This is a genomic window from Pseudoalteromonas sp. Z1A8 (genome assembly GCF_011378855.1).
Lineage (GTDB): Bacteria > Pseudomonadota > Gammaproteobacteria > Enterobacterales > Alteromonadaceae > Pseudoalteromonas.
Genome location: NZ_WTLB01000012.1, coordinates 62,556 through 83,561, shown reverse-complemented (window position 1 = coordinate 83,561; position 21,006 = coordinate 62,556). Strand labels below are relative to the sequence as shown.

Here is a 21,006-nt window from a genome sequence, read left to right as displayed (position 1 = left end):
AACGACTCTCCTATAATCTAAATTTAAATTAACGTAGCTCTACAGGAACAGCAAATACTATATTCTCTGCTTCGCCTGGGTTCTCAACAACCTGCGTACCACCAAGCTCTTTTAATCGGCTTATAACTTGTTGTACAAGTACTTCTGGCGCAGATGCACCCGCAGTTACACCTACTGATTTAGAGCCTGAAACCCACTGTTCTTGCACATCAGTTGCATCATCAATTAAATAAGCTACAGTGCCCATTTTATCTGCAAGTTCACGTAGGCGATTAGAGTTAGAGCTGTTTTTAGCGCCTACAACTAATAGCACGTCCACTTTATCTGCCAAGTCACGAACAGCGTCTTGACGATTTTGCGTTGCATAACAAATATCATCTTTACGAGGTCCATCAATTGATGGAAACTTGTTGCGCAGTTCATCTATAACATCTGCAGTGTCATCAACAGAGAGTGTTGTTTGGCTGCAGTAAAAAAGATTTTCAGCATTTTTTACATTAAGCGCAACAACATCATCAACGGTTTCAACAAGGTAAATTCCACCGGCTGAGTTATCATATTGTCCCATTGTTCCCTCTACTTCAGGGTGACCATGATGACCAATTAAAATACACTCAATCCCTTTGCGACTAGCACGTGTAACTTCCATATGTACTTTGGTTACAAGCGGGCACGTTGCATCAAATACTTTTAAATCACGACGTTTAGCTTCGCTGCGAACCGCTTGCGAAACACCATGTGCGCTAAAAATAACAATGCTGTCGTCAGGTACTTGAGCGAGTTCTTCAACAAAAACCGCACCACGACTTTTTAATCCATCAACTACATAGCGGTTATGTACTACTTCGTGGCGAACATAAATTGGCTTTTCAAAAATATCTAAAGCGCGCTCAACAATACTAATAGCACGGTCAACACCAGCGCAAAAGCCTCGTGGGTTAGCTAGTAATATTTCCATTAACCTTCCACCTCAATAATATCCACTTCAAACGTTAGGCGCTGACCAGATAAAGGATGGTTAAAATCAATCGTTACCGATTCACCTTGCACTTCGCGAACTAAACCAGGAAGCTCAGTGCCGTCAGGTTGAGTAAACGCAATAATTGCACCTACTTTAGCTGGTGTTTCTGGGCCGAATTTACTGCGGTCAACGTAGTAAATATTATCTGGGTTTGGCTGACCGAACGCATCTTCAGGTTCTAATTCAAACGTTTTACTTTCGCCTGCAGTTAGCCCTAATAAACATTTTTCGAAGTTTGCCGTTAAGCTACCATCGCCCATTGTTAATTTAGCAGGCTTATTATGCACCTTGGTAGAATCAGCGGCAGAGCCATCTTCTAATTTAATAGAAAAATGGAAAATAACTTGCGAGTTTTCACCAATTACAGCTTGGCTCATGCTTTATGCTCCTTCGGACTCTCGCCGGTAAAGGCGTCAAATAACAATAATGCTGCACCAATACAAATAGCGCAATCGGCAATATTGAACACAGGAAAATGTGAGTCTTTATAAAATACGTGAATAAAGTCGATTACATAACCATACGCAATACGATCGTATAAATTACCAATAGCGCCTGCAAGTACCAATGCGTAAGCACCGCATAGTATTTTATTTGTTGCAGGTAAGCGTTTTAGCCACCACACAAGCAAAGCACTAATAGCAATGGCAATCGCACTTAAAAACCAACGTTGCCAACCACCTGCTTCACTTAAAAAGCTATAGGCTGCACCATAGTTATGCACATAAGTAATACTAAAAACAGGGAGTAAATTTATAGACTCTTGATAAGCCATAGTCCCTACAACAAGTGTTTTACTGGCAAAGTCTATTACTAAAAGTAATAGACTCAACCAAAGCCACACTAAACCACTTTTTTGGGCTAGTTTGCTCACTAAGAATAACTCCTAAGCGAATTGACGCTTTTCGCCTTCGCCGTCGACATTGCTAACACAACGACCACAAATTTCAGGATGAGCAGGGTTAACACCTACATCTTCACTGTAATGCCAACAACGCTCACATTTAGCAGCATCTGTTGCAGCAACACTAATGAACAAACCTTCAATTTCGGTAGCTTGTGTATCAGCAGGCTGACTATCAACTTCAGAAACATTTACAGCTGATGTTAATAATACAAAACGTAGCTCATCACCAAGCGCATTTAATTTAGCGGCAAGCTCTTTGCCCGTAAATAAATTAACCGTAGCTTGAAGCGTTGCACCAATAACTTCTTCTTTACGTGCGGCTTCTAATAAACGGTTTACTTCGTCGCGCACTGTTAAAATTTCTAACCAGTCATCGTTGCTAAATTGGCTATTTGTTGGCGCTTGTAAGCCATCGTACCAAACAGACGTAAATACGTAGTCACTACGCTCGCCCGGTAACGCTTCCCAAATTTCTTGTGCGGTAAAGCTCATAATTGGAGCCATCCAGCGCGTCATTGCTTCAGCAATATGATAAAGCGCTGTTTGACAAGAACGACGTGCATGACTGTCGCTCTTAGCTGTGTACTGACGATCTTTAATTACATCTAAGTAGAATGAACCAAGCTCACCCGTACAGAAGTTCATTAGCTTTTGCGTTACTAATAGCATTTGGTAGCTATCGTAAGCGGCTAAAATTTCGTCTTGTAACTGAGCAGCACGACCCACAATCCACTTATCAAGCTCAACCATATCATCAACAGCAACTTGATCAGTTTTTGGATCAAAACCATTTAGGTTAGCTAGTAAGTAACGGCTAGTGTTACGAATTCGGCGGTAACGATCAGCAGAGCGTTTAAATATTTCATCCGATACAGTCATTTCTGCGGTGTAATCGGTAGAAGCAACCCATAAACGAAGAATGTCGGCGCCTAGTTTATTCATCACATTTTGTGGAGAAATAACATTGCCTAACGACTTAGACATTTTGCGACCGTTTTCATCAACAGTAAAACCATGCGTCAATACTTGACGGTATGGTGCATGACCATTAATAGCCACAGACGTCATCATTGATGACATAAACCAACCACGGTGTTGATCAGAACCTTCAAGGTATAAATCAGCTGGACCTACTAAGTCTTCACGTGCGTCTACAACACACGCGTGTGAAACACCTGAGTCAAACCATACATCAAGCGTATCTTGCACTTTCATGTATTGCTTGGCATCTTCTTCACCAAGTAATGTAGCAGGGTCTAAATCGTACCATGCCTGAATACCTGATTTTTCAACAAGCTGTGCAGCTTGCTCGATGAGTTCTTGGGTATTTGGGTGAAGTGCACCAGTGTCTTTATCTGCAAACAATGCAATTGGCACACCCCAAGTACGTTGGCGGGATATACACCAATCTGGGCGGCTTTCAACCATGTTAGAAATACGGCTTTCGCCCCACTCTGGCAACCACTGCGTGTTTTTAATTTCTTTTAAAGAGTCTTGACGCAAGTTAGCCTGATCCATACTTACAAACCATTGTGGTGTAGCACGGAAAATAATTGGAGTCTTATGGCGCCAACAATGTGGGTAACTATGAGTTATAGCATGATGATGCATTAATGCACCGTGCTCTTTTAATACTTCAATTACGCTCGCATTTGCTTTAAATACATGCTGACCTGCAAAAAGTTCAGTATCTGGTAAATAAACGCCATTAGCGCCAACAGGGTTAGCTACTTCAAGGTTATAGTTTAAACCAGCCACGAAATCTTCTTGACCATGCCCTGGCGCTGTATGTACAACACCGGTACCTGAGTCAGTTGTTACATGCTCTGCAACAATAACAGGTACGCTAAAGTCGTAAAAAGGATGGGCTACTTGTAAATTTTCAAGTGCAGCGCCTTTTACATAACCTAATACGTGAAAGTGATTAAAACCAAAGCGGTCCATTGCATCTTTAACAAGCTCAGAGCCTAAAATTAAACGTTGCTCTGCGCCTTCATCTTCAACTTGTACTAGTGCATATTCTAAATCGGCGTGTACGGCAACAGCACGGTTTGCTGGAAGCGTCCACGGTGTTGTTGTCCAAATAACAGTACCAACACTGCCTTTACCTTTATGGCCATCAGCCAAATCAAATGCACTAACAACAGCATCTTGATCATCAAAAATAAAACGTACGTCAATGGCTGGAGATTGCTTATCTTGGTATTCAACTTCAGCTTCTGCTAGTGCAGAGCCACAATCTGTACACCAATGCACAGGCTTAGCGCCTTTATGCAAGTGACCTTTTTCAATAATACGACCAAGTACACGAATTGCATTCGCTTCAAAGTCAAAGTTCATTGTTAAGTAAGGCTTATCCCAATCTGCAAATACGCCTAAACGTTTAAAGTCAACTTTTTGACCTTCAACTTGTTTTTTAGCGTATGCACGGCATTTTTCACGAAATTCGCTCGCAGTTACTTTTACGCCCGGCTTGCCTACTTTTTTCTCAACCATTAACTCAATTGGTAAACCATGACAATCCCAACCAGGCACTAATGGTGAATCAAAGTCAGATAATGTTTTAGACTTAACAATAATGTCTTTTAATATTTTATTAACTGAGTGGCCTAAATGGATATCGCCATTTGCATACGGAGGGCCGTCATGCAAAATAAAGGTTTTTTTACCTTTCTTAGCGCTGCGAATTTGACCGTACAGGTCGTCTTCATACCATGCTTTAAGCATTTTTGGTTCACGTTGTGCCAAATTGCCACGCATTGGAAACGGTGTTTCCGGTAAGTTCAAAGTATGTTTATAGTCGCTCATTTATCCTACATTCCGTCTCTATCGGCTACCTGATTTAAACCAAAACACTGCTTAGCGGCAGCAACATCGGTTGCTATTTGCGCCGTTAATTGTGTTAATGTCTCGAATTTTTTCTCATTGCGAAGTTTTTTTATTAACTCCACATGCATAAATTGTCCGTAAATATCCTGTGCAAAATCAAAAAGATGAACTTCTAACAATGCACGAGTTCCATTAAATGTCGGCTTATTACCTACATTTGCAACTCCAAAAATCTGTTTTCCTGCAATCGTTGCTTGCACTGCAAACACTCCGTTAACAGGACACACTTGGCGTTTTAGGGCAATATTTGCCGTTCTAAAACCGAGTTCACGTCCTCTTTTCCAGCCATGTATAACACGCCCAGAAATAGCATAATCGTGACCAAGCATTATTTTAGCACTCGCTAAGTCACCAGATGCCAAAGCATCTCGTATTAAAGTGCTGCTTACTCTAGCATTTAATTGACGAAAACTCGCGGTGCTTTTTACATCCATGCCCGCTTGCTTACCCATGCTAGCGAGTAAGTCAAAGTTACCTTGGCGCTGCTTTCCAAACTTAAAATCATCGCCAACGGTGAGTGCTTTAACACCTAACTTTTTAATCAAAATCTCATTAACGAATTGCTCAGCATGCATGTTTGCAAATTGCTGATTAAAGCTAATGCAAATAACTCGCTCAATACCTACATCACTTAATAAACGTAACTTATCTCGTAAGCGCGTTAATCGTGCAGGGGCATTATCCTTAGCAAAAAACTCTTGTGGCTGGGGTTCAAACAGCATTACAGTGCTAGGCAAACTATGTGCTTTAGCATCAATAAGTAAACCTTTTAATACTTCTGCGTGGCCTAAATGAACACCGTCAAAATTACCAATAGTTAACACACAACCAAAATGGTGTGGGCGAATATTGTGTATACCTCTAATTAACTCCATGCCACCTAATGCCTTGTTTAGCGAGCTATTAATTACGACTAAAATTTTATTAAAGCCGCAGAGTTGCCGATTATAATCTTTTTTTTAGTTTGATTCAGTAATTGCTACACTTTTTATCGTATTTAGTCTAACACCCATCAAAAATAGCATTGCAAAGTAACTAATACCTGCCAAAGCGACTAATGCTATTAGTAATATTACTTGCTGTGTAAAGGCCCATGTAGCCCAATAGTAGTAACTACTCACAAACCATGTAACAGCTCCCATCACAACACTTGCAACAACACATTTAAGTGTAAAGCGCATGCTCATTGATGAAAACTGGTATACATTTTCTTTTTTAAGCTGCCTGTATAATAAAAACGCATTACAACTAGCCGATAGTGAAGTAGCGAGTGCTAAGCCTAAATAACCTATAAAAGGCGCAAGCATAATGTTAAACACCATATTTAACACTAAGGTAATAATACCAATACGCACAGGCGTTTTTGTATCTTGGCGAGCATAAAAGCCAGGAGCGAGTACTTTAATCAGCATAAAGCTCACAAGGCCTACCGAATATGCAACTACACCTAAACTGACTGCTTTAACATGATCAACACTGTCTTCTTTAAACGCACCGTGGTCAAACAACACGGTAATAATAAGCGGGCTGATGATCATTAAACCAATCATCGCCGGCAGACCTAAAAATATTACAAAACGCACACCCCAATCGAGAGTATGCTGAAAGTCACTACTTTTTTTACTGCTATGTAACCTAGAGAGCGCCGGTAAAATAACTGTCGCAATACCAATACCAAATAAACCCAGCGGAAATTCTATTAAACGGTCTGAATAATAAAGCCATGCGATTGAGCCCGTCATCAATAATGATGCAATCATGGTATCAAGCAATAAGTTAATTTGGCTGATAGATACGCCAAATAAAGCTGGTAGCATAAGTTTGCGTACTTTTTTTACGTTTTCGTCTTGCCATGCCCAACGCGGACGCGCCAACATTTTTGCACGGTATAAAAATGGAAGTTGAAACAACAACTGTACAACGCCACCAATAAATACCCCAATTGCGAGAGAATAAGCACCCACACTAAATTTATCATGTAAAAAAATTGCACATGTAATAATAGAAATATTGAGAAGAACAGGTGTAAATGCAGCAACAGCAAAACGGTTATACACGTTCATCACCGCACCACTAAGTGCCACTAGGCTTACAAAAAACAAATAAGGGAATGTAAATTTAAGCAGTGAGCTTGCAAGTTCAAATTTTTCGGCATTAGGCCCGCCCTGCCACCAATCTATAAACCAACCTGTACCAAACAACGCTGCAATAACGGGAGAAGCAACAACACCTATTATAGTGACTATCAATAAAATAGTGCCTAATGTACCTGCAGCCTGTGCAACAAAAAGCCTGACTTTGTCGTCACCTTGCTGCTCTTTAATTTCACTCAGTACAGGGACAAATGCTTGCGCGAAGGCACCTTCTGCAAATAAACGACGTAAAAAATTAGGAATACGGTTAGCAAACAAAAAAACATCAGCCGCAGCACTTGCACCTAATAAATTAGCAACAACAGCATCTCGAACGAGCCCTAAAATACGCGATATCATAGTCATACAACTAACAATCATACCGGAGCGAAATAAACCTTTTGACACCTTAAACCTACTCAAAAATCCTCAAGATAGGCAATTATGCCACAGTCTTTTTTATAAATCGCTTTAAAGCACTAGGCTGAGGGTCTGTGCTTTGTTACAATGTCGGTATTAACTGCTAAAGCGGCAAATTGATGCTCGTTATATGGTGCAGTTTTTCTTGGATTGTTAAATTTAAATTGACATCCATGATAGAAACAGGCATATTCCACGGCCTTTAATTTAAGCTTTATTTTAAGATTGTTAGGAGCAAACCTTGGCTAACATCAAGTCTGCAAAAAAACGCGCTATCACAAGCGAAAAAAACCGTCAGCACAACGCAAGCCGTCGTTCAATGATGCGCACTTACTTCAAAAAAGTAATTGTTGCTATTGAAGCGGGCGATAAAGAAGCTGCACAGCAAGCTTTTTCTGTTGCTACACCTATCCTAGACCGTTACGCAACTAAGGGTCTAATTCACAAAAACAAAGCAGCTCGTCATAAGAGCCGTATAGCAGCTAAGATTAAAGCTCTATAATTTGTTTTTGATAGAATATAAAAAACCGGCTTTTGCCGGTTTTTTTTTACTCTAAATTTAATTATATATTTTAAACTCTATTAGACATTTTCTAGATTTGGATAAAATTTCTTAAGCATTGCTGCTATCTTTTTAGGTGTAAATGGCTTTACTACAAACCCCTTAGCGCCTTTATCAATTGCATCCTTAACATTTTCAATACCTGAGTGTGCCGATACCATCACCACGTTTGTTTCTGGACTTAATTCATTGATTTGTGCAATCAAATCTTTACCATCGCCGTCCGGCAATTCAATGTCTAAAAAAATAATATTATAATTTGCAGCTTGGCACTCACTAATACATTGCGAGGCAGTAGATGCTTCCTTTACGTTCTCTATCCCTAAGTGCATGAGCGTTTGGCTCAAAAAGCTACGCACTGTGCTAACGTCATCTACAATTAAAATTGATAGCTGCGTATTCATCTTTATTCCTCGTAGGCTGTAAGCTAACTTTAAGTTATCATATTAATTAGCTTAGTATATAAATTTACTCATTTAATTATAGAGACCTACGGAAAAAAGGCCAGATTTGCTTTATGTCTAAAACACCAAATAAACAGTCGTTGCTAGGTAAAACACTCGCAAGAAAAAAAACAGCGCAAAAAAGAAAACCACAGCGCCCTGTAGCTACAGAGCTAAATACCAAAACAAAGAATGATACAAACCAAAAATCAAAGTCAAAAAAGGGATTATTTATATCACTCGCTGTCGTTGCTGTAATAATTTTAGCCTTTCCAAAACCAACCTTACTCACCTATAAAAAATTAGGGATGGTAAGTGAAAGTGTTTACTGGCCTGGACTCTTTGGTAAAGGGGCTACTTTAATTGATTCAAATTTACATCCAACCTATGACTCTAGCCGTAATTCCCTTTATTTATGCAGTGATTTACAAAAACCAGAGAGCTGCCAAAAGTATCAAGTAATTGCTGATAATGGTTTATTTTCAGCAATAGGCAGCTATTTTTAGCATTAAAAAAACTAATCTGAAAATTTAAAATTACTTGGTTGAAAGGTGTGCAAAAGATCAACATAATGGCGCTCCTTTTTTCAACAACTGAACTATTGAAACGACCATGCTAAACGAGCTAGATTGGCTTTTAAACACAATACTACTTGCACTAGGTTTAGGTGCATTCTTTATTAACCAGATAACACTGCTGCGCGTTGCCGCTATTAGTGCATGTGGTTTACTATTCCTATCATTTAGCTTAGATCTTATGTCGTCGAGTGTTATTTCAAATATGAGTTTGGTATTGATCAATACTTTTTACTTGTTTAAAGTTTATACATTTGGGCAATTTAACGTAACCCAAAGTTAACAACTTTTCCCTAGAATTTTTAATAGCCCAGCAATGCTGGGCTTTTTTGTTAATAATTTAAAAATTCTGGAAAGCACTTTGAGCTAGATAACAAGTAGAATTTAAAATAGCACTAAAGCACCACAGCTGGGTTGATGCTATTTATTGACTGTTAAAAATAATAAGAAGAAACAAAAACATCGAGAAATACATAATAATCGAAGTTAATCCGTTATTGTTAACTCACTCTGGGTTTGTATTTTAGAAGGACTATCTTCAGCGTTAGCCTGATTAAACCAAGCAGAAACACCTAGTACAATAATTGAAATAATAACTAGACTTAATTTAGCGCCACTTTGACTCGATTTCATAACACACTCTTTATATTTTTTATTAGTGAGAATACCATTCACACTAATAAAAATTACAAATGTTAACAAGCTGTTTTTTAAACCAATTAGCTATCAGCTAATAACCTTTAGTTCTATCTACTCGATTATTAAGTACTAAGCCCTTATTTAAGCGTTCAATATTATCGGCTATTTGATCTATAACGCTATTTAAATCAGAAAGTGCCGCGCAATGTGGTGTAAGCGTTATTTTTGGGTTCGTCCAGTAAGAGTGGGTCTGTGGCAATGGTTCCTCATCAAATACATCGAGTGTTGCAGCGCGTAAGCTCTCGTTATTTAATGCATTTAGTAAATCTTGCTCAACAACATGAGCGCCGCGTGCCACATTAATAACAACAGCATGTGAAGGTAACTTTGTGAGCATTGAATGGTTAATAATGCCTATAGTCGCTTTTGTAAGCGGTAATAGGCATACAAGGTAATCAACCACAGGAAGCATGCAATTAAGTCCTTCATCACCATAAAAAATATCGACATTAGTGGTGTTTTTATTACTTTGCGCCCAGGCACTTACCTTAAAGCCATTATTTATAAGCTTTTGTGCGCATGCTTTACCTAGTTCTCCAAACCCAAGTATTCCAACATGTTTATTACTGTATGCTCGTTTTGGCTTCCATGTTTGCTGCGTTTGTTTAATGTAATACTCTTTTAAACGTAACTTTTGCGCTAGTATATGTGTAAGTACATATTCCGCCATATCTTCAGCTAGTTGGTCGTCAACAATACGTACTACTTCAACACTTTCGTCGAGTAATGTTAAATCTATACTATCTACACCTGCACCAAATGACGACACAGCCTTTAAGTTAGGTAGCTGCGGCCACATAGACTCTGGCGCTTTCCATGCAAGTACAAAATCCACATTATTTGCATTTTTACAATCAGGCCACTGCTCTAGCAGTGTATTTGGTAATCGCTCTTGTAACTTCGTTATTAGTTTTGTGTTGTCACGCCCCGTTATAGCCACCAATACCGACATAAATTCTCCTAGCAATAAACAGTTTATAAGTTAGCACTTTAAAAAGTCACACTACTGCAAAGTAACTGTCACACCCTTTTTTTAATCTACATGTATGGCGAATAGGCCAAACGGAATATGAGGTTAATATGATAAGTGTTGATAAAGTAATTGCTGCAAACTTACCACAACTAGAGAACTCTCCAAAAGTAAAAGGTTTAGTAAAAAAAGGCCTAGGCTACTTATTGCACGAACGAGAATTTGTTGCCTTTGGTGATGCTTACCCTCATCTACAAGGATTAGAATTTGTTGAACAAGTACTTGATGAACTCAATTTTGATACACGCTATAAACCTAAACAAATAGAGCATATTCCTAACGAAGGTAAGCTTGTTATCGTTGCTAATCACCCTATTGGATCATTAGATGCTTTAGCACTCATTAAAGTAATTTCAACAGTAAGGCAAGATTTAAAAGTAGTGGCAAACCGCATGTTAATGTCGGTTACCGCAATGCACTCACTTTTACTCCCGGTAGATAACTTATCAGGCATGAGTAAAAAACAAGAGCTTAGTAATATACAAAACCATTTAAAAAATGAAGGGGTATTACTTATATTTCCAGCAGGAGAAGTGTCACGATTAGGGCCAATGGGCATTAAAGATTGCAAATGGAATAGTGGCTTTTTACGTATGGCAAAAAAAGCCAATTGCCCTATTTTACCTATTTATATTAAAGCCAAAAACAGTCCGCTTTTTTATGGCACATCAATGATTTATAAGCCGCTAGCAAGTTTACTATTAGTAGCTGAAATGTTTAAGCAGCGCCAAAAATCTTTAGAGTTTGAGATTGGCGCCTCTATCCCTCCTGAGTCTTACTTAATAGAAAACCTTAAAGATAAAGAAGTTGTAAACCTTATACGCAAACAGCTTTATAGGCTTACCACTAAAAAAGCCTTGCCGCTTAAAACACAAACCCCTATTGCGGTTCCTGAGTGCAGAAAAGAGCTAAAAAAAGCAATTGAGCAATGCAAACTTCTTGGCAGAACACAAGACGGTATGCATATTCATCTATATCAATATACAGGAAGCTCCTCTATTTTTAGAGAACTAGGGCGCCTTAGAGAAATCGCATTTAGAGCGGTAGGCGAAGGTAGCGGTAAACGCCGTGACATAGATAAGTACGATATGGATTATCAGCATCTTGTATTGTGGGATCCTATGCAACTAGAACTAGTTGGTGCTTACCGATTAGCCTGTGCACAAGACATTATAAAAAAACATGGCCGCGAAGGCTTATATACCGACAGCTTATTTACTTACACCAATGCTATGACGCCCTATCTAAAACAAGGAATTGAGCTTGGTAGGAGCTTTGTACAGCCTAAATACTGGGGACGTAAGAGCCTCGACTATTTATGGTATGGAATTGGCGCTTTTATAAAAAGCTATCCACAGTACAGATACTTATTTGGTGCTGTAAGTGTATCAAATGCTCTGCCCGAGCAAGCAAAAGCCATGCTCGTTTATTACTATCAGCATTACTATAAAAGTGGTATTGAATTAGCATCACCTAATAATGAGTTTAAGTTAACTGAGCAACAGCTAACCCAGTGCCACACTCTTTTTAACGGAGATGACGTTAAAGAGGATTTTGTAGAGTTAAAACATGTGTTAGCAAATATGAGTGCTCAAGTGCCTACTTTATTTAAGCAATACACTGAACTTTGTAAACCAGGTGGAGTGCAATTTTTAAGTTTTAGTATTGATCCCGATTTTAATAATTGTATTGATGGATTGGTATTAGTCGATCTTGAAAATATAAAAGAAAACAAAGCTAAACGTTATTTAGAATAACTATTAATAAGTAATGGCCAATTCACCGAGTACTTTCATAACTGATAAAGTACTCGGTTTATATTTAGGGTCTGTTGATATTTGCGGATTAAAATTCGTTCAAATTAGGGGCTATTTAATTCCTAAAATTGATTAGATATTATTGCAGATTGGTATAAACACCTGCTTAATAGCATTTTTAATCTTCTAAAGCTTTTTAAGTACCCATCGCTTTTAGTGCTTTTAAAATTCTGATAAACATACTTTGTTGTTTATTCAAGAGTCTTTGTTAAAACGCGAGTTTATGACTAAGTAATGCCTGCCTTAATTTATTCGTGTGACTGTTAATCAAATAAATATGTCAATCTTTACAAAAGCAGAACGACACTAAAATTAATCTAAATCAATAAAACACTTCACAAGGTTCAAACATTTTTGAAACTTTGATCTAGAACAGGTTTTCATTTTTATTGCTCGGTAATAATAGCGCCAATCAAACAGTAGTTCTTGGAGAACAACATGAAAACTCAAATTAGCATCGCATTATTAACCTCTTTATTAGCACTCTCTCCAGCTGCACACGCTAACTTTAGCGTAAATGTTGGCGCCATTAACGTAAACCCTGATAACAGTAGCTCAGCTATTAATGAAGCACCTACGCTGGGCCTTAAAGGTGATTCTGATACTCAACTGGGTATCACCGTAGATTATGCATTTAACGATCAATGGGTGCTAGAGTTGATAGCAGCAACACCGTTTTCACACGATGTGAATGGCACAGGCGGTTTAGCCGGCAACAAAATTGCTGATATAAAACAACTTCCTCCTTCATTAGTTGCGCAATACCACTTTTTAGATACAAGTTATGCGCTAAGACCTTTTATAGGCGTAGGCATAAACTACACCGCATTTTTTGATGAGCAACCTTCTCAAGCACTTAAAGCGACGCTAGGTACAGACGATGTAGAAGTAAAATTAGATGATTCGTTTGGCTTTATGGCTCAGGTAGGTGCTAACTATAAGATTGATAAAAATTGGGGTCTACACGCCATGGTATCAATTATGGATATTGATACCGATGCCACCGTTTATGCTAATGGTGCAAAAGCCCTCACATCAACGGTTGAGCTTGACCCTGTTGTTGCTATGTTCGGTGTTAGATACAGCTTTTAAAGCATGTAACAAAGCCATGCGTAGTTAACCAGCTTATAATGTGTGTTGAAAGGCCGAAAGGCCTTTTTTTCATTTGTAAAAACTATAAGTTACTTGGGTAAGTTACTTAACTTTTTCTGCTCTAGCATTTCTTTCCAGTGCATAACTTCACTTGGCAATATAGGTGTTTGTCCATCAAAACCAGCAACTTCAAGCATTTCTTCAATACTTATAATACCTTTTTTACTTTTAAATACACCGCGTACATAAGCTATAGCATGTAAGCCACGTTCTGAATGAAACTTTTGCTCAATATAAAAGTATTTATGATCCCAGCCAACTAACTTAGTACTTATTGTATATCGCTGCATAGGTTTAATATCGCGGATATAAGTAATGGCAGTCGCATTAACAATCGGAAACCAACGACGCTTCATTATTTGCTTTAGTAAGCCAACTCGTTCAGTCATCCACGTGCGAGATAAATCCATCATCGCGAGATAACGTGAATTAGTTAAATGTAGATTAATGTCGCAATCAGTAGGTAAAGCTTTGTAATCAATATCTACCGTATCAAGTAAATTTTGATATTGTGTGTTTCGTTTGATTTTAAAAAACAGTAATAAAAGTCGAATATATAAGTTCACAAAAAAGGTCTTACCAGTTAAATTTATTCGAGTGTAGCATAGCCCCTTGCTAAGACGAATATTCTACTTTAATCTTAAATCATTATTATAATAAAAAGATAACTCATGAAATCAAAACTAAAAATTATCACTGCGCTAGTTTTATTAATACCTAGTTACAGTGCGTTTGCCGACTTTTCACTACCAGGTAAAGGCTCTGTTACCTACCCTACAGGTGTGGTAAAAGAGTTTAAATTTGGTTTTGAATGGCAACAAAAAGCTGAAAAATTCACTATTGGCTCTAAGAGTTACAACATGGAGCAAATTCCTAGCTCATATTCAGTCGCTATTACCCTTTCAAAAGATGACAGACAAGTATGGGTGCAAGAATTTAACAATGGATTTATTAAAGAGTTTGAATGGCAAATTGGTGGGCATAAAGTCACTTTAAAAAAGCAGCAATTTAACGACCCCGTAAAAGGCGATTATGTGATTGAGCTTAATGGCCGAAGCTATTTTTTCACTCGTAATAACGCCAGCATTGTAATGAACTTTAACGAAGAAGGTATCGAGACGATTGCTATTGATGGAGTAACAAAAAATATGGGCACTAAAAATTAGCCCCCATATTTTAATTGCTTTATGTCAATTACACTTTTACTGTTTTTCGATTAATACCGTAATCCCGTAGTTTATTAGCTACAGCCGTGTGGCTTAGGCCTAATCGTTTAGCTAACTGGCGTGAGCTTGGATAAGCTGGGTAGAGTTTACGAAGTAGAGTCGCTTCAAAACGTTTAACTGCTTGATCTAGTGAGCCTTCAAAATCAGACTCTAGATACCCTAAATCATGGGTAAAAGTGGGTAACTGTAAATGCTCTACGCGAAGTTCACTGTCATCTAATAAGGACACTGCACGGTAAATTGCATTTTCAAGCTGACGAACATTTCCTGGCCACGGATACGCTTGTAAAAAGCTTAAACACTCTTGTGATAAAACAGGAATTGCATGACCATTTTGTTGCGCATATTTTTGAATAAAATGCTCAGCCAACGGCCCTACATCTGCTTTTCTATCTCTTAGTGGGGCTATTTCTAAAGTAAGTACGTTTATACGGTAATATAAATCTTCTCTAAAAACCCCTTCTTGTACCATTGCAGGCAAGTCTTTTTGAGTAGCTGCAACAATACGTACATTTACTTTAACTTCGTTCTCATCGCCTACTTTTCTAAATGTGCCATCTTGTAAGAAGCGCAGTAACTTTGTTTGTAGTTGGGTCGACATTTCGCCAACTTCATCTAAAAACACAGTTCCACCATCGGCTTGCTCTAATACGCCACGTTTTGGTGCTGCATTTTCTTCGTATCCGGCATAACCAAATAACTCAGACTCAGCAACATCATCGGGAAGCGAAGCACACGACAGCGCAATAAAAGGTTTAACTGAGCGATTAGATGCGTAATGACACGCTCGCGCGAGTAGTTCTTTACCTGTACCAGTTTCACCGGTAATCAAAATAGGGGCTTCTAGCTGCGCCATTTTGCGTGCTTCACGCACCACTCGGCGCATTGCCGTACTAAAGTTATGAATAGTAGCAAAGCTTTCTTGCCCGTAACGTCTAAATGCACTGACTTGCTGCCCTAACCGACTTTGCGATTTAATGTTAATAACCGCACCCGCAAGCACATCACCTTCACTACCTTGAGGCACTGCAATTGGCAAAATGTCTGCAATAAAATCCTCACCCGCTACTTCAACGCGTGTGGTTTGCCCAAGCACTTCTTTACCCTCTAACCAACGTGTAAAGTTAAAGCCTTTAAGTAAGTTATTAATATTTGCACCAATAACTTCTTTTTCAATTAATTGTAAGTCTTTACATGCTGCATCGTTACATAAACGTACCCAGCCTTTAGCATCAATAGAGATAACCCCATCAGGCAATGCACGTAGTAAAGTATTTAATTCGTTGTGTTCACGCTCAGAGGGTAAAAATGCAGTGGTACGCACGTCATGTACACCGTCGATTAAACGTATCGATGGCATAATTTTTTGGAATTGTTCAAATTCAATTTCGGGAAAACTAACGTACATACGACAATTTATAGAATCGACTTCAATTCCTTTTAAATCAACGCTGTAGTTAACTAATATATTAAGGATTTCTTGAGCAATACCAATTCGATCAGCACAGTGAATATCTAGACGCATACATCCTCAAAGAAGGAAAAACTATATTAGCCGAATAATACGCTAAGTCGCTTTGAGAAGGTAGTTTATTGTAAACATTTTTGGACAAAATAGGCTGTTAAAACCTTTGGAGGGATCTGATCAAACAAAAAAGCAGCACTGATATTTATATTTAACTATACCAGTGCTGTTTATTAAATCTTATAATGAAATTATTTACCTTGTGGGTAAGCTGACCAATCACCGCCATCTAACTGTATAAATGGTCGTTGATTAACATACATCATTATAGTGCCTTCATTTTCAGCCACTTTAGGCGCTATAGGTAAGTTTTCGAGTAAATTAGCAACACTGTTATTGCCACCAAACACATCAGTTTGCAGCGTCTTACTTACTAGCTCCGAAAGCGCAAAGTAACTTGTTGAATCATCAACCACAATTTGCGAGTAATTTTGTACGTCTGGGCCTATAAATTTAATTGCAACAGGTACAGACACTATCGCAGGGCTCGGAATTTCACGTAAGCCTGCAAATTGTACTTTATCACCTTTTAAATTAGCTCCATGCTCAGGCACTATCATCAACATTACATTGCGGCCACGCTTTTCTAGTTTTTTTACAAACTGGTTAATATCAGCAAACAAATTTTTATGCCTGATTGGGTACGTATCTTTACTATTCACCCTTGGTTGATTCTCTAGCTGATTACCGTCATGTAAACTTGTTGTGTTGTAGTACATAGCACACGGCTTACAATCATCAGCTTGCTCTAACCAACCATCCAGCACAGCTTCATCTGAGTAAATAGGGCTATTATCAAATCCTCGAAGTGCCACTGGCATTGAATCGATATTAAATGGTGTGCTATCTAGGCCACCGTACTTATTAATTAAGCCTTTAAACTCATCAAAATGTCCGTCGTGATTCATCACAACATTGTTTTGATAACCTAGTTTTTCTAGGTTTTTAAATAAGTGACACTGTTCAGGTGCCTCTTTAAATAATGCGGTTTGGCTAGTTTGCCCACAACTTGCGCGCAGCAATCTTACCGCGGCAGGCCCGCTGTATGAGGTAGCCGAGTTAAAGTCTGAAAACACCACATCAAAATCTTTATACATGTCAGTAATGCTTACGCCAATGGCATTTAAATCAGCAACAGCCATTGAACATATGTTCAAAATAATCACATCAAACAGCTCACCATTTACTTGAGTCGGAAAGCGACTCATTAATAAACTTTGTTGTTGATAAAAATCAGCTAGCTTTTGATCTGGAGACTGATCAGCCTGAGTGATCACTTGTGTTTGAGTATTATTTTGGCTTTGTGTAGCAGCTACAGGATTAGCCACATTATTAACGAATTGTGATTGAGAGCTATCGCCTTGCCATCCTACAACTAAAAGCCCAACAACAGTGACTGTTGTAAAACGTATCCATTGCGATGTGTACCAAAAACATACACTAATTACGAACAAAGCCAATAACATATCAATATTAATAACACGGGTTAATAACTCAATAAAATAACCAAAACTAAAATCTTGAACGTTACCCGCTTGTTTAGTCAATCTGTTTATTGGTGGCAACCATGAGTCTTGATAAAGTAATACTACTGCAACGACTCCACCCAATAGGTGTTTTGCTTTTTCTATTAATGGCTTTTTAAATTTAATCGCAAGCAATGCAGCAAAGGCCGCATTGCTAAGTACGTTAAAATCAATTGCACCGTAATAAAACAGAGCAAATTTAACTAAAAAATAAAGGTTCCAAACCCCTAAACCTGATAATTTCACTGCTTATCCTTTTTTACTGTATTTGGTGTATAAGGCTCTAGTACTTCATGTTTAAAAGTAAGCTTATAATAATATTTTGTTATTAGAGATAAAATGTATTTGCCTAGTAAACAAAGCATCGCGCCAAGCAGCATTGCAAAAAACACAGTAATTAAGAGCTGATTCATACTCATAAGTTATCTCTTAATTTCATTATAAAAGGCTTAGCATCTGGACGACTTTTGCTAGAGAATTCTGGCGTTTCAATATGTTCAGTAATGCTGTTTGCTATATCAGGTGCAAATTTATAGCTATCATTCTCAGCAAGTTTTTGTGAGAAATCTACAACACTCTTACCTTTATAAAAACGCCTTAATTGCTTACATTCTTGTTGAATGTAAAAGTGATCAGAAATTATATTTTGCTGCACAAAAAAATCACTCGTTTTTAATTTAAACAAATGCTTAATTGCATTATCAACGTCATTCTCTCTACAAGCATGCAGATATAAATAAACTGTATTATCTGCAATACTAAATACATCACCTTCGCGCTTAATATGAAATAAATGCAAAGGGTGAATAGGGTCTATTCTTGGCAGTAGTTCAAGCTTCACTAGCACACCACTCACACCTAGATTAACGGCTGAGTCACTATGAATTTCTACTTGTTTTGTAAACTCAATGAAAGGTAAATACCCCTTTGAAAAGGTATTTTCAGTGTATTTTAACACATCTTCAACAGAGGGAGGTAAAGGTCTTGAAAACTGAAAACCTTGAATAGATTGAATTTGTGAGAGCAATCGAGATGGCTCTGAAAAACTATATAAAATAAGGTTTACACCCAAGGTTAAAAATAAGCATTCATCTTGATGACGAATTACACCATCTACATTTTGAATAACAAGTTTTAACCAGCGTCCACAGTTTTTTCTAAGCTCAAAACACTGCTTACCTAATAACGCTAAATCGGTATAACGCGTTACTGCAAAAATTAATGTAGCAGCTTCTACTTTTGGGCCTTTATTAAATAAGTCATTATTATCTTTTACGCTTTTATAGTGCATCGGTAGTTTAGTACCTTCGGGCACCGCACCTTGCACTAGCCATACATCATCTTCATCAGAAAAATCTGAACTTTTAGCCGTTTTACTCTCGCTTATTATTCCCTTTTGAACAACAAACTGGTTTTTACTTAACAATAACTGATAATGTTCACCAGCAATAACACCGGTACTATGACGCCAGTAGTCATATTCAAGTACTCGCACCGCAGCATCGTTATCAACAAAAACCAGCCCATCAAATATATTGTTTAATCGTCTAACTAAAAAGCGATAATTAGCAATATCAGGCCCAGATATTAAGAGTAATAATGTAGCACCCGTCTTTTGCGTGAAATCTCTATACTCTTTCATCATCAGCTCTAAGCTTTTTTCACCAGCACTGTTTAGCTGTGTTGTACTAAAGTGAACAAAAATAAGTGCTGTGTTTAGACGTTTATAAGCACTGATTTCTTTTATAATAGCTGAATTAATTTTCTCAATTGGATAATGCTGCGTTTCTGAGGCCAACGAAAAAGGGTGAACTCGATTATTTTTATAAGCATAATTTAACGATGCAGAAAAAGAAGAATCAAAAAATGACTCAATCTCTTGGGAAACTATATATATATCATTAGCTAAGCTTTGGTTAATTGAATGTAACGCCAATTCGATTAAAAAATTGTCTAAAGGGGCTAAAACAGCGTAACTTGAAGCCGATTTTAACTCTTTTGCAGCAGGCTCTAATCCCGCTATGTTAAAGTTATGCACTTAAAACGCCCTATAAAAAATACTTTTTTACTAGTTTTAACCGTTATTCTATATATAATAGCCAAATATTGTCCACATTTAATCAAAATAATTAACGTAACTGTTAAGGTAAAGATGAACAACTTAACGTATAAAAACTCACAAACGTTAACATCAAGTGACATAGAAAACCTTGCACTGCGTTTTGGTGGTAAGAGTGATGACTACATAGAAATTGTAAACAAGCAGCAAAATAATAATACAATTAATAAGTACGCATTACTTAAAGAAATAAACAACGAACTAAACATGTAAGCTAGTTCAATTAACGATAGGTAAAACATCAGTTGCAAAGAGTTTTCATTAAAGGTATCAAAGGCGGTTTAGGCAGTACCTCTGTGGTTGCAAACCTAGCGTGCGTGCTAAAAAAATCTGACGTTGATGTTATTGCTATCGACCTAGATGCAAAAAGTGACTTAGGTTTACATTTTGGTTTGCCGTGGAAATACACCAAAGGCTGGAGTAATGAAGCAAGCTTTGAAGATGCAATTGCGCATTTTCACCAAGATAGCGATGGCATTGTATTTTTACCATTTGGTGATAGTGATGACACGAGTATCAATAGCATCACTAAAATGGTTAATAAATGCAAAAACCTAAATTATAGTGACGAAGCTTGGGTGCTTTTTGACTGCCCTTCGCATATTAATCTTTCTCATTATCCGTTAGAAAAAAAAGATATTGTTATTGAACTGGTAAATTGTGATGCTATTTGTCACAGCTTAATTTATAGGCGCCTACAAACACTCAAAAATTCAGATACCGACTGGAAGCATTACTTTTTAGTTAACCGATATAACTCTGCATCTACGCTAGAATTTGACTTGTTTTCTCTGTGGCAATCAACGCTTCCGCTCATGGCTCCGTTTTTTATTAACAGTGACGAAGTTATTAAAGAGTCAACCGCATACAGAAATGTAGCGCTTAACTGCGCGCCATATAGTGTCGCAAATGATGACTTTGAAACGCTAGCTGGTTGGCTAGTTAGTAAAGCGACCTTATAAA

At 37.8% G+C, this 21,006-nt stretch carries 21 protein-coding genes; 8 read left to right on the top strand and 13 right to left on the bottom strand.

What is annotated here, in order from left to right; translation table 11 throughout:
• Positions 1-28: 28 nt before the first annotated feature.
• The 6 genes from ispH to murJ all read right to left on the bottom strand — a co-directional run bounded on the left by ispH (position 29) and on the right by murJ (position 7,357).
• The gene (ispH, locus tag GQR55_RS06900; protein WP_166419999.1) at positions 29-958 is read right to left on the bottom strand and encodes a 4-hydroxy-3-methylbut-2-enyl diphosphate reductase; all 930 of its coding nucleotides are present in this window, start codon (positions 956-958) and stop codon (positions 29-31) included.
• Positions 958-1,398, bottom strand: a complete 441-nt coding sequence (gene fkpB, locus GQR55_RS06895) for an FKBP-type peptidyl-prolyl cis-trans isomerase (protein WP_002958231.1) — start codon at positions 1,396-1,398, stop codon at positions 958-960. Before fkpB ends, ispH begins: the two co-directional genes overlap by 1 nt.
• Entirely contained in the window at positions 1,395-1,895 is a 501-nt protein-coding gene (lspA, locus tag GQR55_RS06890; RefSeq protein ID WP_166419998.1) for a signal peptidase II, read from the bottom strand. The genes fkpB and lspA overlap by 4 nt, the downstream gene beginning before the upstream one ends.
• 12 nt (positions 1,896-1,907) lie before the next feature.
• Positions 1,908-4,736, bottom strand: coding sequence for an isoleucine--tRNA ligase (ileS, locus tag GQR55_RS06885; RefSeq protein ID WP_166419997.1), 2,829 nt, complete (start codon positions 4,734-4,736; stop codon positions 1,908-1,910).
• Between the two features lie 5 nt (positions 4,737-4,741).
• Positions 4,742-5,692, bottom strand: a complete 951-nt coding sequence (gene ribF / locus GQR55_RS06880) for a bifunctional riboflavin kinase/FAD synthetase (RefSeq protein WP_166419996.1) — start codon at positions 5,690-5,692, stop codon at positions 4,742-4,744.
• A gap of 84 nt (positions 5,693-5,776) precedes the next feature.
• The gene (murJ, locus tag GQR55_RS06875; protein ID WP_346774255.1) at positions 5,777-7,357 is read right to left on the bottom strand and encodes a murein biosynthesis integral membrane protein MurJ; all 1,581 of its coding nucleotides are present in this window, start codon (positions 7,355-7,357) and stop codon (positions 5,777-5,779) included.
• A gap of 253 nt (positions 7,358-7,610) precedes the next feature.
• On the opposite strand from murJ, the gene rpsT reads away from it, so the two are divergent.
• The gene (rpsT, locus tag GQR55_RS06870; protein ID WP_002958225.1) at positions 7,611-7,871 is read left to right on the top strand and encodes a 30S ribosomal protein S20; all 261 of its coding nucleotides are present in this window, start codon (positions 7,611-7,613) and stop codon (positions 7,869-7,871) included.
• Between the two features lie 80 nt (positions 7,872-7,951).
• Here the strand turns inward: rpsT and GQR55_RS06865 are convergent, their stop codons facing one another.
• The gene (locus GQR55_RS06865; RefSeq protein WP_166419995.1) at positions 7,952-8,335 is read right to left on the bottom strand and encodes a response regulator; all 384 of its coding nucleotides are present in this window, start codon (positions 8,333-8,335) and stop codon (positions 7,952-7,954) included.
• A gap of 113 nt (positions 8,336-8,448) precedes the next feature.
• Here GQR55_RS06865 and GQR55_RS06860 point away from each other — a divergent pair, with 113 nt between their 5' ends.
• Together GQR55_RS06860 and GQR55_RS06855 are read left to right on the top strand one after the other, a co-directional pair.
• Positions 8,449-8,880, top strand: coding sequence for a hypothetical protein (locus tag GQR55_RS06860; RefSeq protein WP_166419994.1), 432 nt, complete (start codon positions 8,449-8,451; stop codon positions 8,878-8,880).
• A 106-nt stretch (positions 8,881-8,986) separates the two neighbouring features.
• Positions 8,987-9,232, top strand: a complete 246-nt coding sequence (locus GQR55_RS06855; RefSeq protein ID WP_007376914.1) for a hypothetical protein — start codon at positions 8,987-8,989, stop codon at positions 9,230-9,232.
• Between the two features lie 203 nt (positions 9,233-9,435).
• On the opposite strand, the gene GQR55_RS06850 is transcribed toward GQR55_RS06855, so the two are convergent.
• Both GQR55_RS06850 and GQR55_RS06845 read right to left on the bottom strand, forming a co-directional pair.
• Entirely contained in the window at positions 9,436-9,582 is a 147-nt protein-coding gene (locus GQR55_RS06850) for a hypothetical protein (RefSeq protein ID WP_166419993.1), read from the bottom strand.
• Between the two features lie 97 nt (positions 9,583-9,679).
• Positions 9,680-10,600 carry a glyoxylate/hydroxypyruvate reductase A gene (locus GQR55_RS06845; RefSeq protein ID WP_166419992.1) on the bottom strand — a complete coding sequence of 307 codons (921 nt, stop codon included), beginning with the start codon at positions 10,598-10,600 and terminating at the stop codon, positions 9,680-9,682.
• 128 nt (positions 10,601-10,728) lie between these two features.
• Here GQR55_RS06845 and GQR55_RS06840 point away from each other — a divergent pair, with 128 nt between their 5' ends.
• Positions 10,729-12,435, top strand: coding sequence for a lysophospholipid acyltransferase family protein (locus tag GQR55_RS06840; RefSeq protein ID WP_166419991.1), 1,707 nt, complete (start codon positions 10,729-10,731; stop codon positions 12,433-12,435).
• Between the two features lie 498 nt (positions 12,436-12,933).
• A complete protein-coding gene (locus tag GQR55_RS06835) occupies positions 12,934-13,587 on the top strand; it encodes an OmpW family outer membrane protein (protein WP_166419990.1) in 654 nt (217 codons plus the stop codon).
• Positions 13,588-13,676: 89 nt separating this feature from the next.
• On the opposite strand, the gene GQR55_RS06830 is transcribed toward GQR55_RS06835, so the two are convergent.
• Entirely contained in the window at positions 13,677-14,213 is a 537-nt protein-coding gene (locus tag GQR55_RS06830) for a thioesterase family protein (RefSeq protein ID WP_166419989.1), read from the bottom strand.
• 105 nt (positions 14,214-14,318) lie between these two features.
• Between GQR55_RS06830 and GQR55_RS06825 the strand changes: the two genes are divergently transcribed.
• A complete protein-coding gene (locus GQR55_RS06825) occupies positions 14,319-14,813 on the top strand; it encodes a hypothetical protein (protein ID WP_166419988.1) in 495 nt (164 codons plus the stop codon).
• Positions 14,814-14,841: 28 nt separating this feature from the next.
• Here GQR55_RS06825 and tyrR read toward each other — a convergent pair whose 3' ends face one another.
• The 3 genes from tyrR to bcsE form a co-directional block, all read right to left on the bottom strand.
• Entirely contained in the window at positions 14,842-16,398 is a 1,557-nt protein-coding gene (tyrR, locus tag GQR55_RS06820) for a transcriptional regulator TyrR (RefSeq protein ID WP_166419987.1), read from the bottom strand.
• Between the two features lie 191 nt (positions 16,399-16,589).
• A complete protein-coding gene (gene bcsG / locus GQR55_RS06815) occupies positions 16,590-18,170 on the bottom strand; it encodes a cellulose biosynthesis protein BcsG (protein ID WP_166419986.1) in 1,581 nt (526 codons plus the stop codon).
• A gap of 169 nt (positions 18,171-18,339) precedes the next feature.
• Positions 18,340-19,962, bottom strand: coding sequence for a cellulose biosynthesis protein BcsE (gene bcsE, locus GQR55_RS06810; RefSeq protein WP_166419985.1), 1,623 nt, complete (start codon positions 19,960-19,962; stop codon positions 18,340-18,342).
• 114 nt (positions 19,963-20,076) lie between these two features.
• On the opposite strand from bcsE, the gene bcsR reads away from it, so the two are divergent.
• Together bcsR and bcsQ are read left to right on the top strand one after the other, a co-directional pair.
• A complete protein-coding gene (bcsR, locus tag GQR55_RS06805) occupies positions 20,077-20,256 on the top strand; it encodes a BcsR/BcsP family cellulose biosynthesis protein (protein ID WP_166419984.1) in 180 nt (59 codons plus the stop codon).
• A 32-nt stretch (positions 20,257-20,288) separates the two neighbouring features.
• Complete coding sequence (bcsQ, locus tag GQR55_RS06800; RefSeq protein ID WP_166419983.1) at positions 20,289-21,005, top strand: cellulose biosynthesis protein BcsQ; 717 nt, start codon at positions 20,289-20,291, stop codon at positions 21,003-21,005.
• Position 21,006: the final 1 nt, after the last annotated feature.